The following is a 17,750-nucleotide window of genomic DNA, read 5'->3' on the forward strand; positions in this document are numbered from 1 at the left end:
CCCCCTTAGAATGGTAGAGCTTTTCTTCTATAATCCTTTGTATCTTTGAAAACAAGAGCTTTAAAGTTGTTAAAGATGCGTGATACAATTCGTTCGTCATAAGCGCTCTCTAAACGTTCTCCAGTAAGGTTTGTTGTAAAGATAGTAGATTCACCTTGCCTGCCATCGAAAACATCGAATAGCACCCTATTAATGAAGTTTGTTGCTTTTGTATTGGCATCTAATGCGCCTAACTCTGCTCCTAAATCATCGACTATTAACACTTTTGCCTTTACTAATGTTCGTATGATTTCATCCTCAGTTAAGGAGGAATCTTTATTGAACGTACTTTTAATCTTCCGTAGTAATTCACCGACAGTGACAAACACGACTGGTATACCAGCTCCTGCAAGTTCTTCTGCAATAGCGTAAGCAAGATGTGTTTTCCCTGCGCCACAATTCCCTGCCATAATCGTATTAAATATCTTTCCATTGCGATAATCCTTTGCGATGACCTTTGCAAGTTCAAGGTTATTCGCTCCTTCCTCGCTAGTAGGTTGGTAGTTAGCAAAGTTTGCTTTTTTGATATTACTATCGGCAATCATGCTTTGTTGATGGAATAAATGTTTTTGCTTATTCGTTTGATCAGCTTCCCATTTTGTTTGTTCATGTTCTTGAAGCTTTTTACTTTCGTTTTCAAGGTAGCACCGAGGACATACAACTTGTCCTTTAAAATTCATTTTTGTCATTTTATGATTTTCACAAGTATCAGAAGCCATAGTCATATTGACCCTTTTGGCTATAGCGTCTGGTACTGCCGCTATCGCTCTCTGCATTGTTATTCACTCCTTTTCTAGATTTCATTTGAATTGTTAACTGGTCGAACTTTTCGCGTAGTTTCTTAGGAGATAAGATATTCCCTTGCCAAAACGGATCTGCTTGGCACCAATCAATAACATCTTTAATATCTTGTAGTTCCCTGTTGTCTCGTTCTCGAAGTAACCTAAATTCATTTGCCCATGACTCGAAGTTAGGTTCTTTTTGATTAGGATTATTACCCTTAATCAGTTCAAATAAATATTTCGCTGCATTAGTGTCGCAAGTTTCAAACTTGAGACGAGAAGTCTTTTTATTTGTAGTAATCTTTGTAGTATTTTCTGTAGTAATCTCTGTATTTGTCCCACGTTCTAATGTGGGAGCCTCTCCCTTTTTAGTGTGGGAGACTCCCTCTTTATAATGTGGGAGGGTATCACTTTCTAATGTGATAGGGTCTTGATATAAAATGGATATTTTTTGAATATTTTCTGCTATAGGTTCTACATACATAACATTGTTAAGCCTAGTGCTGTTAACTATGATGGTTCGAAACTCAATTGTGATTAATTTCTTTTTTAACAAGTATTTACATGCTTCCAATACTTGTCGTTTCGTAAAGCCAAATGAATCTGCTAGCTGCTGATAACTCTTCTGAAGCTTGTCCGCCTTAAATTTTTGTTTATAACGAATTTCATTTGTTTTCTCATCCTGTATCTCAGTTGGTTTATACCAATAAAAAATTTCACTTAATATAGTAATAGCGACCATATACGGCTTACCATTATCTAAAGTAAGGTGTTTAAACCAACCTTGGTCCATCGTATTACCACGTAAGTTTATTCTTGCGATTTTCATCACATTGTTGTTCATTCAGTTCACCTTCTTCATTAGACGCTTTCTCTTTCGCATACCGCTATGTCGCCTTGTATTTCAATAATTTTGTAGCCCGGATAGCGATCAGGAGTAATGTATTGGCTCGCCTTCAATTTCGCTTCTTTCTCATTTCTTACGCCCTCCCATACCCATGAAGGGAGGACGATTTTCGATTGATTTTTATCTAACATAGGCTTTGCTCCTTAATTTGTTTGTTTTATTAAATTAACAGCTTGTCCCTGTGGCTTATCAAATACAACTTTTAACGGTTGAAACAACATTGATGACATTTGGAGCATTTCGTATTGTTCATTTGTTAATGCTACTGGATATAGCACTCCATCCTTGCAATACATTAGAATTACGCCATCTTTCATTTTCATAATCCTCCTTATTTACCAATAACAACCTATGTGTTACAATAAAATCATAATTTTTTCAAAGCGACTTTCTTTGAAGCGTCCTGTCTCCTAACAGGGCGTTTCTTCAATTTTCATAGTAACAATCACAATAATCTGTTAAAATTTAGTTACCGATGTGTGTATCAACCGGCCTGTGCTTCTGTACGGGCTTTTTTGATGCTTTCACGCATCGGAATATCCAGGAACCTGTTTATTAGGTGGGGGATACCGTTAAATTCCTGAATATTCCGACAAGCAAGAGCTTGTCCTATTTAGCTAGAGTTATAAACTCCTTATGCATTTCCTCAATCTTATCTGCACTGTTATGTATCCCTCTAGCTCCTAAACTGCGTATCATTTTGATGATGTTTGCTTTGTCTTCCTTATCCTTCTGCTGTTTATCCATCGGCTTCAATCCTCTTCTTGTTTTACTTCATGTACAACAACTTCTAATTCAAGGTTATTCAACTCCTCTACTAATTCTTTGAGTCTTTCTAACCCTTTTATCTCAACTTTTGCTGTTAAATTAGTATTCTTCATAACTACCACCCTTTCAATTTGGTATAATTTTCATAAGAGGTTGAATTAACTAACAACTAGGAGGACTCTTATGAAGATTAAAATGAATTTCAATATGGACGATTTTGAAAAAGCTATCAAAGAAAAAGCTGAAACTGCTATTAAAGAAGGTAAATCTGGAGCTACAACTCAAGTAGAATGTACAAACTGTAAAAAGGAATTTGAAATTGTAGCTAAAGAAGGTACTGTAAAGTGCCCTCACTGTAATGAAGAGATTAATATCACTTTAAATATCAAATACGACAATTAACTTTTGTGTAATTCAACCTCTTATTAAATGTGATAAAACCCTTATGTTAGAGTCGAAGTCGCCACTTCGGCTCTTAACCATTTAAAAGAATCCGTCTAGCTTCAGCTAAATCTTTGATTACTAATGCTGTTTCTGCATCGTTACAAACCTTAGTTAATTCATTAATTCTTTCTAATAACATTTGTGCTACTTCCATTTTGTTTAATGTGTTTTTCATTTTTGTTCCTCCTTTATATACCTTCTATCTATCCAATCCATTAAACGAATGAATCCTGCGAGCATGATGAATATAACTAGGATCATTAAATGTGAGAATGTGCTTTCTTCCATTGTTTACACCGCCTTCTGTTCTTGCTCTTTCTTCAGTCGGTCTATGATGTAGGCTTGTCCTTTTGGTGTTACGTATGTTGTTGTCCATGTGAATGCTTCACCATTTGGTTTCTGTTTAACACCTTGCGCGATTTCAAAGTATCCTTTTTCAACTGCTGGCTGAGTCGGTTCAGTAGAATTCTTGAACATTAACTCCCATTCTCGAAGTTTTGCGAATAACTGACGTTGACCAATTTTTACCCCTTGTTTTGTTGCTAACTTTGCAACTTCACTAACTTTCAGTGTTTGTTCTGACTGCATACACGCTTCTGCGAATGTTACCAGCGGCTGTTGCTGTACGATTTGTTGTTGCGCTGCTGCAAGCTTTTCTTTCTCTTCTTTTAATTTAGTGAGAAGACCGATTGCAAAGTCTGGATTAGTTACCGCTTGTTCCAGGACTTGATCTGTCATGTATGCTCCATGTTTTCTAATAGAAGGAAGTACTTCGCTTGTTACCCACTTTTTGAATTTCTTAGCTTCTTCTTTGCGACTTGTCATAATCAGTGAGTAAAGACCCGATTCATTAATTAACCATGTTTTTCTGTTTTGACCTGATAGGAATAATGTTCCCATCAGCTTTTCTTCTTCATCTAACCTTTCAACTGCTTTACTTACTTGCGAATGTTCTAATGCGTCACACACATCTTTTGCTACAAACCAAACATCTTCACCTTTTACCACCGTTCGAACTTGTCCAAACTCTTCATTATTGAAAACTTGTAATTGATTCATTTTGTTTCCTCCTCTATTCAAATGATAATTTTTTTATCATCAAATACCGAAAAATAATCAGGAAAAAGCTCTTTAACACTTATGCTAAAAACATCCTGATACTTAACCATTATGTCTGGTCTTGGTATATATCCACTTTCAATCTTACGAACATAAACCGTTGATATACCTAACTTCTCAGCTAATTGCTTTTGCGTGAATTTCATCTTTTTTCTTTCGATTCTTAAGATGTTATTCATTTAACCACCTTCCATTTCAACTCGCGTTTCTTTGTTGACTTCAGTATAAATGATAATTTTTTTATCGTCAACATATTTTATAAATTTTTTATCATTTTTACGAAAAGGGGTTTAAAGTGATAAAATTTGTATCTATAATGTAATTAAGGATTTACTGAGAGGGGAAAATTTAAAATGACTTTTGGAGAAAAACTAAAACAACTGAGGGGCAAGCGTACACAAGGTGATGTAGCTAACCTGTTAAACATATCAAGAGCAACATACTCACATTTAGAAAACAACCGAATCGAACCTAGCATGACTGTATTAAACTCTATTGCCGATTTGTTTTGTGTTTCGACGGATTATTTATTAGGAAGATCATCAGACCCACGTTTAACTGAAGAAGAAGACAAATCAACTGATGAGATGGCTAGAAGATTTATGGAATTAGTAGCTGATCTACCTAAAGAGGAGCAAGAAAACGCTTGGAAGCAAGCGGCAATGTACGTGAATTTCACTAAAAATCAAAAATAATGTTAGAGCATAAAAGAAGCTAACTGCTCAGTTAGCTTCTTTTAATTTTGCTTCTTTATATGTATGAGAAGTGATTTCTTTTAAAACCTCTTCAGTACTAGTCCCCTTTTTCTCTAAAAACCACTTCACCATTAGTTCTTTTGCTAATTGTTCTTTTGTCATCATAAATCCCCCTTGCATCCTCTTTTGTATATTTTTGGAATTAATTACTTTTTTGCTTCTTTCCCCAAAAAGGAAATTTATCCGTAAAATACGAATGACACCGCCAGTTAAGACGATGTCATTTTTGATTTATATTTAATTAAAAGAAACAACTCAACTGGTAATTTTTACCAGCCTCCACCTGGGTCCGTCATCATGCGTTGAACGACAGGATTAGATGCCTCTTGTTTGTTATCTGTTTGCTGGTTATCAGTAGAAAAAGTGAACAACCCTGCTACTAATAAAATTGGTAATAAAGCTAATATTTTTTTCAATGCTTTCACCTCTTCTTTCGAAGATAATTATACCATTTTTTCATAGTAAACCCAAGTAAATTTTAGGCAATTGCGAATAATGGATGTTACCAGACTTTTGGCACATCAATAAGGACTTTCGTAGTAGATGTTCCTTCTCTTCCCCTTCACATGTAAGAGCGTAGTACGTCGTTTGGATATCTGTCCATTCTCCATTTTTCTCTTTTAAGTCTAATAAAATTTTTTTAGCACCTAAAATATCACCTTCAAGTATCTTTGAGTATGCATTTTCGCTTGGATGTACAAACTCTAGTGTATCCAAATCTCTTTGATAATGAATTTTCAAGAACGATAAGGTTTGTTGGATGAGTTCCCATTTGATTTTTAACCCTTTACAAGAAGGTTCTCCTAATAATTCCAATGTCGTTTCTAAATAATGTTTAGCGCTTTCGTATTTTTTAGGTTCAAATATCAATGATTCTCCAATTTTTAAATATGCATTTAACTTGGGAAGTGAGAAGTATCCATCCCATTCTAAATCAGAGAGTATTTCTTGACACTTTGAACGAGACTCAACTACTTCTCCGCCTTGTAAAGAAGTTACTGCTATAGCTTCTTTATATCTTAACAACAAACATTCTTTTATAAATTTATTTGTTATGTCATTTATTTTTTCATCAACCAACTTCAGTCTTTCATATAACGTTTTATAATTTCCGGATTGATATTGAGCCTGACATAATAAGATTTCTGTCAGAACTTCCATTTCGATTGTTTTAACGTTTTTGTTTTTTTGGCGTAATAATTTGAAATAAGCTGAAGCTTTTAAGCCTTCATGATATCTTCTATAAATAATTTCATATACTTCAGCAAACTCTTTATTTTCAGTGACGTCAGAATTAATCTCTTGTTCTATAACTACCTTCAACAAATCGAATTTCCCTCTGATAGCTAAGTCTTCCATAGCTTCTCTTAAATTTTCAGGTTTAGGTTCTGTATTCATTATATAATCAGTAACAACTTTCGCTTGTGAAAACATACTCTTCTTTAATAAAATAAGCGTCTTCGAAAGATATCCGAAACTAATATCGTTAGATCCTTTAAAAACTTTGGTCACAGTAGCAGGCTTCACTCCCCAATAATCAGCTAACTGCTTCTTCTTAAAACCAGCTACATACAATTCCCCTTCAAGAACATTTAAAACCTTCCACACTTTTTTTGTTCCTCCCTTTTGGAACAAAGACGCTTCGCTCTTTTCTCAACTTTAAAAATAGGAATTTAATACCATAGTAATGATTTAGTAATATCGGCATGTTATAATGTAAGTGTTACTCGTGTAGTAACCGAAAAGAGACTTATGGCAGATGTTCCCCTTGTGAGTCGGGCGAACGGTACAAGTAGTGCAGCGAACACTCTTGTACACGCTGTGAGTCTTTTTTTCGTTCCGTTTATTTTAATGTTTTCATAATACCACATTTTTCCCAAAATTCAGTCGTGTAGTTATCAGACAATTGTTGAGAAAGTTAAGAAACAGCTTTATATCAATGTTTCTAAGCGATGTAAAAATAAAATATGCAAATATGCAAATATGCATGGAACGTATAAAAGACTTCACATGCATATTTTACCACAATAATACGGAACTTTTGTTCTGTTTTTTAATTTATTTTCAGAAACTATAACTACCATTTTATCATTAAAGGTAGTTAAACGCCCATAAATAGTAGTATAGTTGTTTAGTATTTATACTTTAAACTATGAGACACTTTGGACAGATTTTAAAAAAACTAAGGAAGTCACGTGGCTTAACTCAAGAGCAACTTTCCCACAAGTTAAACTTGAGCAGGAGCCAAATCAAGAACTGGGAAACAGATAGGTATCAACCAGATATAGACACTTTGGTTATTATCGCCTCTTTCTTCAATGTTTCAGTAGACGTGCTTATTGGCTTCAAGAGCAATTTTGAAGATGAACCATTACAAGAACTATTATCCAATGTCCAAACAACGTATACGGCGTTAAATGAACATCAGAGAGTACGTTTTTGTAAGCAAGTCTCTGTATTAATCGATATGCTTGAGGATAATCAAGATATATTCTGATTTAAGTACATTGTAGAAGAAATGTTTTCCAATGGAAAGAGGTAAAATTTTACATAATTTTACCAATCCTACCAAGAGAGCCATTCGGTTCTCTTTTTTTATTTTCGTTCGACAAAATATGACAATATTATGATAGATTGTTTGCTATGATAAGCTCGGAAATCTTACATTTTACATAAAATTATCAAAAAAGGTGGATAAAACATGGAAACGCTAGCTGTTTTGATCTTTCTAGCTTCAATTGTTCTGTTTGTATTATTTATCATCGCTCTGTTCAAAAGAAAACCTAAGGCGAAACTTTTTATCAGTTCGATTGTATGCCTTGTGTTAGCTATGATACTAATACCAACAGAAGATAAAGAAGAGAAACCTAAAGCAAAAGAAACAACTCAACAAGCTTCTACAGAGGTAAAAGAAGAGCCTAAAAAAGAAGAAGTGAAAAAGGAAGAACCTAAAAAGAAGGAAGAGCCAAAGAAAGAGGAACCTAAAAAGGAGCTTTCTAAAGAAGGTGAATCCTCTAAAGTTAAAATCGCTGTAGGATCTGTTGAAACTTTAGAATCAGTTGGTTCAGAACATATAAACGAAAAAGCTCAAGGTGTCTTTAAAGTGGTGGAATTAACACTTACAAATAATCAAAAAGACGCAATCACATTAAGTAGTAATAGCTTTAAATTAGTTGATAATCAAAATCGTGAGTTTTCCCCTAATTCTACTGCTCAAATTAAATTAAACGTAGCAAATGGCGGTAACTCTAAATTCTTATTAGAAAAATTAAATCCTGGATTATCTCAAACCGGTAAAATAATATTCGATGTACCAAAAGACGTACAAGGATTAGTATTAAAAGCTCGTGGTGGTATGACAGGAAAAGAAATCACATTGAAGTTGGAATAGTAATTGAGCACTCGAAAGAGTGCTTATATTTTTTCTCAATGAATAAAACAAATTAACATAGTAAAATAATATTTGGATTGGCGTCCAATGCATATTATTAAAAGTAACGTGGTTCAAGTCGGAGGAAGGCACCTTAGGGTGTCTTTTCTTTTGTCCATTATATCCATTACGTACGCATTGATTTTTTATGTGCATTTGATATAATTACTGTATTAGTATTACAGTAATACAGTATGTATATAATAAAAGAAGAGATGCTAGACACATCTCTTCAAATAACTGCTACCGCGAAGATGGTTAGTTAGTTAGATTAATTTTTCTTTTTAAAAATCCACCCAATCAACTTCCCACGGTCGAGGGTGGATTTTTCATTGTCTTCATTCAAAAATTGTTTCTTAAACAAATGCGCTGATATTTCACGCACAATTGCTTTTGCAATTTCCTTCAAAAGTTCTACAATGAATTCCATGGCTATCACCTCCTCCCATTCAAAAATGGAAAGAAGCTAATAACCAACCACCCTCACAATATACAGTTAACTATATTCTATCATACTAGTACAAGCTCACCAATATAAAAAAAAGCCCACCTATTTCCGTAGGTGAACTTTATCTTTATTACACAATACCAAAGTATACTCTATTTTTCTCGTAAACTTTATGCAATTATACATATTTGAAAAAAATACACCATATAAATATTACATGTAGTAAAATATATATTGTGGATACATTCTATAAAGCAGATTCTTTTGAAAGACGTAACATATCAATCACTATAGAAGATATGACGTCACTCTAATTTTGATCTCAAATCTCTTGTATTTTATGTACTAACAATCTGATATATATAGATGATTCTGTTTTATAGGATGTGTTTACATGTATAACAAAGGAATAATACGGATAAGTTTATACTAAATGAACGTTGTTCAAGTGGAAGAAGGCACCTTTGGGTGTCTTTTTTTATTTTTAAAAGGACCTGCTCAATTAATGCCTAAAAACATAAGGTATATTAAATCCGTTAAATACATGCGTACACCCTTGTTTTCTCCTCTTATTAAAGGAGGTTCTATTGTTATGGGCTATGGTGGTAGTTGCGGCGAAGGCTGCGGTTTTGCTGGAGGCTTTGCTTTACTCGTTGTACTCTTTATACTGTTAATCATTATCGGATGCAGTTGCTTCTGCTAAAAAACTATCAGAAAAGACACTCTAATATGGGTGTCTTTTCTTTATGCATTAAAAAACACGTCAAATTAACTTTTAAACGTGTTTTTCGGTGAAATGATATTTAATATAATCTATCCCTAGACTAACTAACGGAATAATTATTGCTAAACTTAACGCATAAACCATCGTTTTTATACCTGTATAATCTAGGAATTTATCCGCTATAACTAACGCTAAAACAAATAATATTGTTGATTTTATAAATAGTTTAAGAAAATCAATTTTCATATCAGTTCCTCCTTCGCATCATGAAAAGAAAAATGAAAAATTCTTTAAATGAGTGTATAATATACATTAGACAGAGGCACAATTGCAAGAGAACAGAGTGGTTGAGACACCCTGTTCTATGTAATACTCACTAATTAGCGAGTGAACGGAACATAACTAAAAGTAACTATCTTTAGCACTCTTAGCCACTCTACAGCTACGTTCATAGCTTGAGTGGTTTTTACATATGTAAAAATAGATAACTTCAGCGTTTTTTGTTCTATATATTCAACAAAAGGTTCAATTAAGTACCTTTCCATGAAAAACAAGAAGACAGTACCTATCAATTCTTTCACATGCATCACCTCCTTCTAATAAGAACTAAAAATCAACAGCAATTGTTGTTTTAGATTGCTTGATTTTAGTTAACTTACCAGAGGTAGGTTGACAATCCCACTCGATTAACTATCATTACTGGAATAATGTAGCATATGCTTGCAAATTTGTACATATCAGAATTTTAAATCATTAAACCTTAAGTATCTTTTTTCTCAATATAAGAGTTATAAATGCATGCTATAATTTTAATAGAAATTCCCTTTTGTGCATTGAGATAGAAATACCCAACCAACAACCCACTGTTACGGAAATTCAGTGGGCTTTTCTTTTGTTTTTACATTTGTTATAATTTCCTTAAAGGTATTTCAATGTTTCTGTACGTATATAATAAAAGAAGAGATGCGTCAACATCTCTTCAAGTAACTGCTACCGCAAGGTGAGTGGTTGCGACTAAATACTACTTTTTAGATTTAGAAGACTTCCCACGCTTGCGAGGCTGACGGGTGGTCTTCTTCTTTTTGTTTTTAGAAGTAATTTTCTTAACCACGAAAACTACAAGTTCTCGTACAATCGTCTTAATTACCTCTAATACTATTTGAAGAAATAGATCCATTGGCTACACCTCCTTTCCTCATTAAATGAGAAAAGGACAGTCGTAACCGCCCACCCTACAATATACAGTTAACTATATTCTATCATACTAGTACAAGCTCACCAATATAAAAAAGCCCGCCTATTTACTTAGGTGGGCTAAATGTGATTTTGCACTTGTACACGATTAAATTATAACAGAGACCTTTTAAATATCATTTATATATGTGGCGCTACCCCTATATAAAGTGATTGTAATTAACTTAATAACCCTAACACCTTAATAATCTCAACTGTTTTATTATCCTTTATTTTAAAATAAAATCTTTTCCCCCTACGTTCACGACTCACAATATTTCCGTAGTTTAATTTACGTAAGTGTTGTACAATCATATATTCTGGTATTCTTGTTTTTCTACTTAAATCAGATATCGATAAGGATCCATAGATTATTAATTTACAAACAATTGATAATCTACTAGAATTCCCCAATAACTCTAAAACTTTTATACTTTCTGTATAGAAAATAAAGTCCATATGAAACTCCTTAAGCAAATTTCCATACCTCCTAAAAAACCGATTTTTTTATTAAGAAAAATAATATTTTGATAGGATTCCAATACATAGTATTAGAATTAAACTTGCACTTTAAATGTATCACTCCTACTGATTTTGTAAATATTTTGAATTTGTAGAAATATTCATTTAAATCTTGTTAATATTGGTAATATACTTTATCAAGTGAAAAATAGAGGGGTTTTCAGGAGTATGTAATAATATACGATAAAACATTCAGATATTATGATATATTCTCAAAGAGCTGATACAAAACTTCTTTAGATTGGAAAACTAAAGTCTTATCTACCCAATTGTGAGGGCGCCTTATGGCGTCTTTTTTTATAATAAACCCCCAAGCATTCATACACTTGAGGGCTTATCAATTGAAAGATAGGGTTGTTTAGAGTTCTTCAAATTAAGAACAAAGTGGGATTATTCCTAAACCAATTAATAGAGCTGCTGCAAACGTTGGAATTGGCACAGGGATCTCGATACCTTCTACAACTAAGAAGTATTGTCCACTTACTACTTTAAAACAAACTAATTCCATGATTATTCCCCCCTTCTTCTAGGATTAATACATTATATTAAATAATCTTATTATTGATATAATTAAATAGTTTGTTTTTTTTGAAAATATGTAATTTGTTAATAGGGGTAGTGACAGGGTTGCTGTCATAGACCGCAAAGTAACTTTTTGAAATATAAAATTTAAAGCCTGAAAGAAGGCTTTTTTTATTACTAATTTTTCCTTACACTAAATATAAACAGACAAATAAAGTAAGGAGAAAAATGATGAAAAGAAACTGGACTGACGATGAGCTCATTGAATATTTTATTTTAGTTCCAATGGAACGACAGTTAATTGGTAATAAAACAGGTGCTAGCCGCCTAGGTTTTGCGGTCCTTTTAAAGTATTTTCAACATGAAGCTAGATTTCCGATTAAAAAACAGGATATTCCTAAAGTAGTGATTGCATATATTGCAAAACAATTAGATCTTTCGCCAGATTTATTCGATAGTTACCGTTGGGGTGCGGAAGAACGAAATTTTACCTATCATCGCAAGCAAATAAGGGAATCTTTTGGTTTTCATGAATTCACGGCCAATGATATGCCTATATTCCAAAAATGGTTAGTAGACCAAGTGAACTTTACTCATGACACAGATTATTTAAGAGCAAAAGCATATGAACAATTTCGCAATTGGAAAATAGAACCTCCTACTCTCGGTCGCTTGAATCGAATGATTGATTCAGCAATTAACACCTACGAGGTCAACTTCTTTGAATCAACATGTCACAACTTATCAGAATCCACACGATCTAGAATCGATTCTTTTCTTGAATCATCTATTGATATAAATAACGACGAACAGTTAGAAGAAAATGAACTGTTAACATTTCGTGATTTACTTGCTGATCCAGGTCGTGCCAGTTTAAAAACCCTTCATCAAGAAATACAAAAATTATTGGCCATTCGCCATCTTCAAATACCATTAGATTTATTTCAACATATACCTTCCAAACTATTAAAAAAATATCGATTGAGGGCTGCGACAGAAACGTTAACTGATTTACGTGCCCATCCTGAGCCAATTCGGTACACCCTGTTATCTATATTATTTTGGTGCCGACAATCAGAAGTGACAGACCATTTAGCTGATTTACTTATCGATATTACTCATAAAATCGGTAAAAGGGCTACTAAACAAACAGATAAAGAAATTATTGAAGAAATGAAAAAGGTCCAAGGCAAGAATAAATATATTATTAATCTATTAGAAGCTATGATTGAGCATCCCGACGGGATTATTAACGAAATTTTATATTCTGTAGCGGATCCTCAAACTCTTCAAGATATTTTACAAGAACTGAAACGGAATAAACGTATATACAGGGAGAAAGTTTATATAAAAATGCATGCATCATATGGAAATCATTATCGTCGTGCTATTCCTCAGTTATTAGACATTCTTGAATTTCGATCTAATAACCAAATGCATCAACCGGTTATTCATGCTATTCAAGTAATACGAGAATATGCCAATAGTGGCCAAAGATATTTTGCTTCGAAAGATGATGTTCCAATCGATGGTGTAATTCAACCAAAATGGAAGGATACGATTATTGAAACAGATACCAATGGAACTCGACGGATGAATCGAATTAATTATGAAATCGCTGTCTTACAATCTTTAAGAGGTAAACTCCGTTGTAAAGAAATTTGGATTCAGGGAGCAAATAGATATCGTAATCCAGAAGAAGATTTACCTCAGGATTTTGATGATTATAAAGAGGAACATTTTCAAGCACTAAAATTGCCCCTTGATGTAGAACCATTTATTTCAGAACTAATTGAACAGATGAAGAAAAAGCTTTCTCTTTTAGATGAAGGATTGTTGTCTAAAAATAATCAAAAGGTAAGTATACTCTCCAAAAATAATGGATGGATTCGTCTTTCTCCATTAGAAAAACAGGATGATCCTATTCATTTATCTCAAATAAAAAACGAAATCAGAAACAAATGGCCAAATACAAACTTACTAGATGTATTAAAAGAAGCGGATTTCCTTGCTAATTTCACGAAACATTTCAAAACAACTGCAGACCGAGAAATTCTTGATAGAGAAACCGTTCAACGAAGACTCATCCTTTGTTTATTTGGACTAGGAACAAATACAGGTCTTAAAAGAGTCTCTTCAGGAAATACTACTGATAGCTATCGTGAACTTTTATATATCCGTAAAAAGTTTATTCATAAAGATAATCTTCGGAAAGCAATTGCTGAAGTTGTAAATCAAATTATGTATCAACGATTAAAAGATATTTGGGGAGATGGAACAACAGCTTGTGCTTCAGACTCAAAAAAGTTTGGGGCTTGGGATCAAAATCTTTTAACAGAATGGCATATTCGTTATCGTGGACGTGGTGTCATGATTTATTGGCATGTTGATAAAAAATCTACTTGTATTTATTCTCAGTTAAAATCTTGTTCATCATCAGAAGTAGCTGCCATGATTGAAGGTGTTTTACGACATTGTACAGAAATGTCTGTGGATAAAAATTACGTAGATACGCATGGACAGAGTGAAGTTGCTTTTGCTTTCTGTCATTTACTTGGTTTTAAACTGATGCCAAGGTTTAAAAATATTTATTCACAAAAACTTTATCGACCTGAAACTGGAATGCAAGATGCCTATTCTAGTTTACAACCAATATTAACTAGACCTATAAAATGGGATCTGATTCGTCAACAATATGAACAAATTGTTAAATATGCAACTGCCCTTAGATTAGGTACTGCATCTGCAGAGTCGATTTTAAAACGTTTTACTAAAGATGTTCAACACCCTACTTATCAAGCATTAAGCGAGCTAGGGAAAGCAATTAAAACCATCTTCCTGTGTGAATATTTACATTCCGAAGAAATTCGCAGAGAGATTCATGAAGGATTAAATACCGTAGAAAACTGGAACTCAGCAAATAGCTTTATTTTTTACGGAAAAAACAGTGAGATTCAAACAAATTCTTTAGAAGGACAAGAAGTATCTGTTCTAGCATTACATTTATTGCAAAATTGTTTAGTGTATATTAACACTTTAATGTTGCAAGAAGTTCTTTATGATCGTGATAAATATTGGCTAAAAAAAATGACACAAGAGGATTTTCGGGCATTAACACCTTTATTTTATACTCACGTAAATCCTTACGGAACTTTCAAGCTTAATATGAATAAACGAATTCCGATTAAGTTTGAAGTTTCATAAATTAGATTTCTATGTATGGAAATACAGAATTGTACTTTAGATTTGAAAAAGTACAAAATTGATGGGAGGATTTCATATTGGATCACTCTTTGACAAGATACGTGATACGTTCTAAAGAAGAAGGAAAATCAGAAGAAGAAATACTTAAGAGTATGTATAAGTGGGGAACACAAGCTGATATAGCTAAAGCATTGAATATAAGCACTAGAAGAGTGAAATACTTGTCTAATAAATATGGATTAACAAAGAACGAAAGCTACAAAAGTACCAAAATTTGTCCGGTATGTGGATTGGAAACACATATATCCTGTTTTGATGTTTTTTGGGTAAACGGTAAATTGAAAAATAAGCATGTTTGCTATAGTTGTGAACGTGAATATCATCGCTCTCGATACATGCATAGGGTGATTACGGAAAAATGGGAACAAGAGCAAATCAAGAAAGAAATTTTCATACTTAAATACAAACTGGAAGTTTTAGAAAGCTTGTTAAAGTAATTTCATATGGAACTCAATAAACGAATAGTTATATAGGTCAAAATAATGTGAATAAAGAAGTGTACGGCACACTTTTTGATAGCAGAGATTAAATGTGCCGTACACTTCTTAATATCCATATACTAACTTCTTTGATATAGCACGTGAAATGGAGAAAATGATAGTATCACGATTTTTTGCAGAGTGTTCAATTGCTGTTTCAGAACATACTTCTATTGTATTCCCATATTTCAATAAAAAACCAGCATCTGTTTTATCGTCTTTACTATGTGGTATGAGCTCCCAATCTCCAAAAAAGTAAAATTTATCGCAGTACAAAAGATATTCTTTCCATTTCTTATCATTTTGAAAGTCCTTATCAGATGCTTTTACTTCAACAAATATAATTTCTCTATTTTCATTAAAACCAGCTACATCAACACGTCTCCCATTAGGTAGGGTCACTTCAAATCCAACTACATATCCTTTTGAGTACAACCATTTCCCTGCTTTATATTGTAATTCACCATGTTTTTGAATTTCCTTAGCAGATAACATATTAGATGCAAGAACGGCTTCGGAAAATGATTTAACACTAATTTTTCTTAAATCTTGAATTTCTTTTTCAGTTTCTTTTATTTGTTCTTCAGTCTTTTTTAAATCTTCTTTTGTTTGTTCTATTTTTTTTAAAAGGCTTTCGCCAATTAACTGAACGCCTTTTTTATAGTACGGTGAAGAAGGAGCAAAATACGTCTTATTTTCAGCTCTTCTATCTTCTTTTTCGAAGTCCCAAATGATACCTCCCCGCTTATTTTTCCGTTCTAGATAAGCTCTTACAAATTTGTCTAAATCATTGATTTCATGAGTATATTTCAAGTCATTATATGTGATGATACCCATATTTTTTAGCTTTTTTTGAAACAAAGAATCAAGGCGTTTTATGAGAATTAGAGTATTTGTTGCTCCATTTTTCCCTTGTGATGTTCGTTGATAAATTCCAACATGTTCTAATAAGAATTCTCTTGTTATTTCATCGTATTTTTGAAAATCATTCGTTAAGACTTTGATTTCACTTTGAATAGATTTTAGTTGTTCTATTTTTTCTTTAGCATCTTTTCTACTTTCTTCTAAATATTTGATTTTAAATTTTGTTTCTTCTAGGAATGCCTGTATTCGTTCACGTTTTTCTTCTAAAGATAATACCATTTGTTTAAGCTGGTCTCTTGTAATATTTTCATTTACAGAAGATAAAATTTCTTCAAGTCCTTCCCAGTCTTCATTCTTAAACAAATCTGCGAGCGCTAGTACTTTTAATCCCATCAAATGAACTTTTCGATTTACTGATTCACTTAAATGTTTATTCGCAGCTAATGTGATTTTTAAATAACGTGATAAACGTTTGGCTTGATCTAATGAGACATCGTATCGTTTTGGAACATCCTTAACTTTTATGGTTTTATCAGTAAGATCTTTAATAATTTCTTGACTCAATTGATCACGACCCGTAATCATATCTATCCTCCTTGAAAAAAAGTGTGCCGTACACTTTTAATTCTTATTATAAATTTGATTTCCTGCAAAAACTAGATTACCAAAAACCAATATTTTTGTAACATTTCTCATCCTGCTTCTATTTCTATATTTATAAGGTTTTTCAGGTTACAAAAAATAGTTACCAAAAGTATTACAAAATACCTTTACAATAAATGAACCTTCAGTACAATGAAAGTATATGATTGTACAGGAGGAAACAAATGATTATTGGTTATGCACGCGTATCTACTCTCGATCAAAATTTAGATCGTCAAATCCATTCACTTACTGAATACGGATGTGAAAAAGTCATTCAAGAAAAATTCACTGGAACAATCCGAGAAAGACAAGGTCTTATAAATTTGTTTGATGTGATAAGAAAAGGAGATACTGTTGTAGTTGAAAGTATTTCACGTTTAGGACGTAAAACATTAGATATCCTAAGTATTATTCAACAGTTCGAAGAAATAGGAATTCAATTTGTATCATTGAAAGAGAATATGGATACAGGAACTCCTACAGGAAAAGCTATGTTGCAAATGATGTGTGTTATCGCAGAATTAGAAAGAAATTTGATTGCAGAACGAGTAAAAGAAGGATTAGAAGCAAGTAAGAAGCGTGGAAAAAAGTTAGGTAGGCCAAAATTAGAAAAAGAAAAGCTCTCGATTGCATTACGCATGTATGACAGTAAAGAATACTCAATTAAAGAAATTGTAGAAGGAACTGGCATATCACAAGGCTCTCTTTATCGAGCAATCAATCAAAGAAAACTTGAAGAAATACAGAGGTGACAAATCTCTGTGTTTTTACTTTGCGGTCTATGACAGCAACCCTGTCACTACCC

At 32.9% G+C, this 17,750-nt stretch carries 26 protein-coding genes; 8 read left to right on the plus strand and 18 right to left on the minus strand.

The window, feature by feature from the left end; translation table 11 throughout:
- Positions 1-5: 5 nt before the first annotated feature.
- The 6 genes from JFU02_RS04650 to JFU02_RS32405 form a co-directional block, all read right to left on the minus strand.
- Positions 6-764 carry an ATP-binding protein gene (locus tag JFU02_RS04650; RefSeq protein ID WP_098603054.1) on the minus strand — a complete coding sequence of 253 codons (759 nt, stop codon included), beginning with the start codon at positions 762-764 and terminating at the stop codon, positions 6-8.
- Positions 748-1,665, minus strand: coding sequence for a DNA replication protein DnaD (locus JFU02_RS04655; protein ID WP_201070112.1), 918 nt, complete (start codon positions 1,663-1,665; stop codon positions 748-750). Before JFU02_RS04655 ends, JFU02_RS04650 begins: the two co-directional genes overlap by 17 nt.
- Before the next feature lie 17 nt (positions 1,666-1,682).
- Positions 1,683-1,859 (minus strand): hypothetical protein, encoded by a 177-nt coding sequence (locus JFU02_RS04660; RefSeq protein WP_000884750.1) that lies wholly within the window; start codon positions 1,857-1,859, stop codon positions 1,683-1,685.
- A 12-nt stretch (positions 1,860-1,871) separates the two neighbouring features.
- Entirely contained in the window at positions 1,872-2,045 is a 174-nt protein-coding gene (locus JFU02_RS04665) for a hypothetical protein (protein WP_201070123.1), read from the minus strand.
- A 292-nt stretch (positions 2,046-2,337) separates the two neighbouring features.
- On the minus strand, positions 2,338-2,475 hold the full coding sequence (locus tag JFU02_RS04670) for a hypothetical protein (protein WP_201070125.1): 138 nt from the start codon (positions 2,473-2,475) through the stop codon (positions 2,338-2,340).
- A 5-nt stretch (positions 2,476-2,480) separates the two neighbouring features.
- Positions 2,481-2,609 carry a hypothetical protein gene (locus JFU02_RS32405; protein WP_276571042.1) on the minus strand — a complete coding sequence of 43 codons (129 nt, stop codon included), beginning with the start codon at positions 2,607-2,609 and terminating at the stop codon, positions 2,481-2,483.
- Positions 2,610-2,679: 70 nt separating this feature from the next.
- Here JFU02_RS32405 and JFU02_RS04675 point away from each other — a divergent pair, with 70 nt between their 5' ends.
- Positions 2,680-2,898, plus strand: a complete 219-nt coding sequence (locus JFU02_RS04675; RefSeq protein ID WP_201070126.1) for a hypothetical protein — start codon at positions 2,680-2,682, stop codon at positions 2,896-2,898.
- Between the two features lie 73 nt (positions 2,899-2,971).
- Here the strand turns inward: JFU02_RS04675 and JFU02_RS04680 are convergent, their stop codons facing one another.
- From JFU02_RS04680 to JFU02_RS04690, 3 genes are all read right to left on the minus strand, one after another.
- Positions 2,972-3,115: a hypothetical protein gene (locus JFU02_RS04680; RefSeq protein ID WP_201070128.1), complete on the minus strand. Its 144-nt coding sequence runs from the start codon at positions 3,113-3,115 to the stop codon at positions 2,972-2,974.
- A 116-nt stretch (positions 3,116-3,231) separates the two neighbouring features.
- Positions 3,232-3,999: a phage antirepressor gene (locus tag JFU02_RS04685; RefSeq protein WP_201070131.1), complete on the minus strand. Its 768-nt coding sequence runs from the start codon at positions 3,997-3,999 to the stop codon at positions 3,232-3,234.
- A gap of 17 nt (positions 4,000-4,016) precedes the next feature.
- On the minus strand, positions 4,017-4,238 hold the full coding sequence (locus JFU02_RS04690) for a helix-turn-helix transcriptional regulator (RefSeq protein WP_201070134.1): 222 nt from the start codon (positions 4,236-4,238) through the stop codon (positions 4,017-4,019).
- 174 nt (positions 4,239-4,412) lie between these two features.
- On the opposite strand from JFU02_RS04690, the gene JFU02_RS04695 reads away from it, so the two are divergent.
- On the plus strand, positions 4,413-4,754 hold the full coding sequence (locus tag JFU02_RS04695) for a helix-turn-helix domain-containing protein (protein WP_201070137.1): 342 nt from the start codon (positions 4,413-4,415) through the stop codon (positions 4,752-4,754).
- Between the two features lie 27 nt (positions 4,755-4,781).
- Here JFU02_RS04695 and JFU02_RS32410 read toward each other — a convergent pair whose 3' ends face one another.
- The 3 genes from JFU02_RS32410 to JFU02_RS04705 all read right to left on the minus strand — a co-directional run bounded on the left by JFU02_RS32410 (position 4,782) and on the right by JFU02_RS04705 (position 6,422).
- A complete protein-coding gene (locus JFU02_RS32410; RefSeq protein ID WP_098257705.1) occupies positions 4,782-4,916 on the minus strand; it encodes a hypothetical protein in 135 nt (44 codons plus the stop codon).
- A gap of 167 nt (positions 4,917-5,083) precedes the next feature.
- Complete coding sequence (locus JFU02_RS04700; protein ID WP_201070139.1) at positions 5,084-5,230, minus strand: complement C1q protein; 147 nt, start codon at positions 5,228-5,230, stop codon at positions 5,084-5,086.
- A 40-nt stretch (positions 5,231-5,270) separates the two neighbouring features.
- Positions 5,271-6,422, minus strand: a complete 1,152-nt coding sequence (locus JFU02_RS04705) for an AimR family lysis-lysogeny pheromone receptor (RefSeq protein WP_201070142.1) — start codon at positions 6,420-6,422, stop codon at positions 5,271-5,273.
- 544 nt (positions 6,423-6,966) lie between these two features.
- Between JFU02_RS04705 and JFU02_RS04710 the strand changes: the two genes are divergently transcribed.
- Both JFU02_RS04710 and JFU02_RS04715 read left to right on the plus strand, forming a co-directional pair.
- Positions 6,967-7,311, plus strand: a complete 345-nt coding sequence (locus JFU02_RS04710; protein WP_201070145.1) for a helix-turn-helix domain-containing protein — start codon at positions 6,967-6,969, stop codon at positions 7,309-7,311.
- Between the two features lie 204 nt (positions 7,312-7,515).
- Positions 7,516-8,205, plus strand: a complete 690-nt coding sequence (locus JFU02_RS04715) for a DUF4352 domain-containing protein (RefSeq protein WP_098863550.1) — start codon at positions 7,516-7,518, stop codon at positions 8,203-8,205.
- A 310-nt stretch (positions 8,206-8,515) separates the two neighbouring features.
- Here the strand turns inward: JFU02_RS04715 and JFU02_RS04720 are convergent, their stop codons facing one another.
- A complete protein-coding gene (locus JFU02_RS04720; RefSeq protein WP_000394434.1) occupies positions 8,516-8,674 on the minus strand; it encodes a hypothetical protein in 159 nt (52 codons plus the stop codon).
- Between the two features lie 610 nt (positions 8,675-9,284).
- On the opposite strand from JFU02_RS04720, the gene JFU02_RS04725 reads away from it, so the two are divergent.
- Positions 9,285-9,395 carry a YjcZ family sporulation protein gene (locus JFU02_RS04725; RefSeq protein WP_000540371.1) on the plus strand — a complete coding sequence of 37 codons (111 nt, stop codon included), beginning with the start codon at positions 9,285-9,287 and terminating at the stop codon, positions 9,393-9,395.
- A 72-nt stretch (positions 9,396-9,467) separates the two neighbouring features.
- Here the strand turns inward: JFU02_RS04725 and JFU02_RS04730 are convergent, their stop codons facing one another.
- The 4 genes from JFU02_RS04730 to JFU02_RS32415 all read right to left on the minus strand — a co-directional run bounded on the left by JFU02_RS04730 (position 9,468) and on the right by JFU02_RS32415 (position 11,679).
- Positions 9,468-9,662 carry an ABC transporter permease gene (locus JFU02_RS04730; protein ID WP_201070148.1) on the minus strand — a complete coding sequence of 65 codons (195 nt, stop codon included), beginning with the start codon at positions 9,660-9,662 and terminating at the stop codon, positions 9,468-9,470.
- A gap of 134 nt (positions 9,663-9,796) precedes the next feature.
- Positions 9,797-10,003, minus strand: a complete 207-nt coding sequence (locus JFU02_RS04735; RefSeq protein ID WP_201070151.1) for a hypothetical protein — start codon at positions 10,001-10,003, stop codon at positions 9,797-9,799.
- An 826-nt stretch (positions 10,004-10,829) separates the two neighbouring features.
- Positions 10,830-11,108, minus strand: coding sequence for an ArsR/SmtB family transcription factor (locus tag JFU02_RS04740; protein WP_201070170.1), 279 nt, complete (start codon positions 11,106-11,108; stop codon positions 10,830-10,832).
- Between the two features lie 436 nt (positions 11,109-11,544).
- Positions 11,545-11,679, minus strand: coding sequence for a hypothetical protein (locus JFU02_RS32415; RefSeq protein WP_276571043.1), 135 nt, complete (start codon positions 11,677-11,679; stop codon positions 11,545-11,547).
- A gap of 245 nt (positions 11,680-11,924) precedes the next feature.
- Between JFU02_RS32415 and JFU02_RS04745 the strand changes: the two genes are divergently transcribed.
- Both JFU02_RS04745 and JFU02_RS04750 read left to right on the plus strand, forming a co-directional pair.
- A complete protein-coding gene (locus JFU02_RS04745; protein WP_201069513.1) occupies positions 11,925-14,897 on the plus strand; it encodes a Tn3 family transposase in 2,973 nt (990 codons plus the stop codon).
- 77 nt (positions 14,898-14,974) lie between these two features.
- Positions 14,975-15,394 carry a hypothetical protein gene (locus JFU02_RS04750; protein ID WP_207193670.1) on the plus strand — a complete coding sequence of 140 codons (420 nt, stop codon included), beginning with the start codon at positions 14,975-14,977 and terminating at the stop codon, positions 15,392-15,394.
- A gap of 108 nt (positions 15,395-15,502) precedes the next feature.
- On the opposite strand, the gene JFU02_RS04755 is transcribed toward JFU02_RS04750, so the two are convergent.
- Complete coding sequence (locus JFU02_RS04755; protein ID WP_242488015.1) at positions 15,503-16,864, minus strand: MmcB family DNA repair protein; 1,362 nt, start codon at positions 16,862-16,864, stop codon at positions 15,503-15,505.
- A gap of 263 nt (positions 16,865-17,127) precedes the next feature.
- On the opposite strand from JFU02_RS04755, the gene JFU02_RS04760 reads away from it, so the two are divergent.
- Positions 17,128-17,697 (plus strand): recombinase family protein, encoded by a 570-nt coding sequence (locus tag JFU02_RS04760; protein WP_000583547.1) that lies wholly within the window; start codon positions 17,128-17,130, stop codon positions 17,695-17,697.
- Positions 17,698-17,750: the final 53 nt, after the last annotated feature.

The organism is Bacillus sp. TH13 (genome assembly GCF_016651175.1).
GTDB lineage: Bacteria > Bacillota > Bacilli > Bacillales > Bacillaceae_G > Bacillus_A > Bacillus_A thuringiensis_S.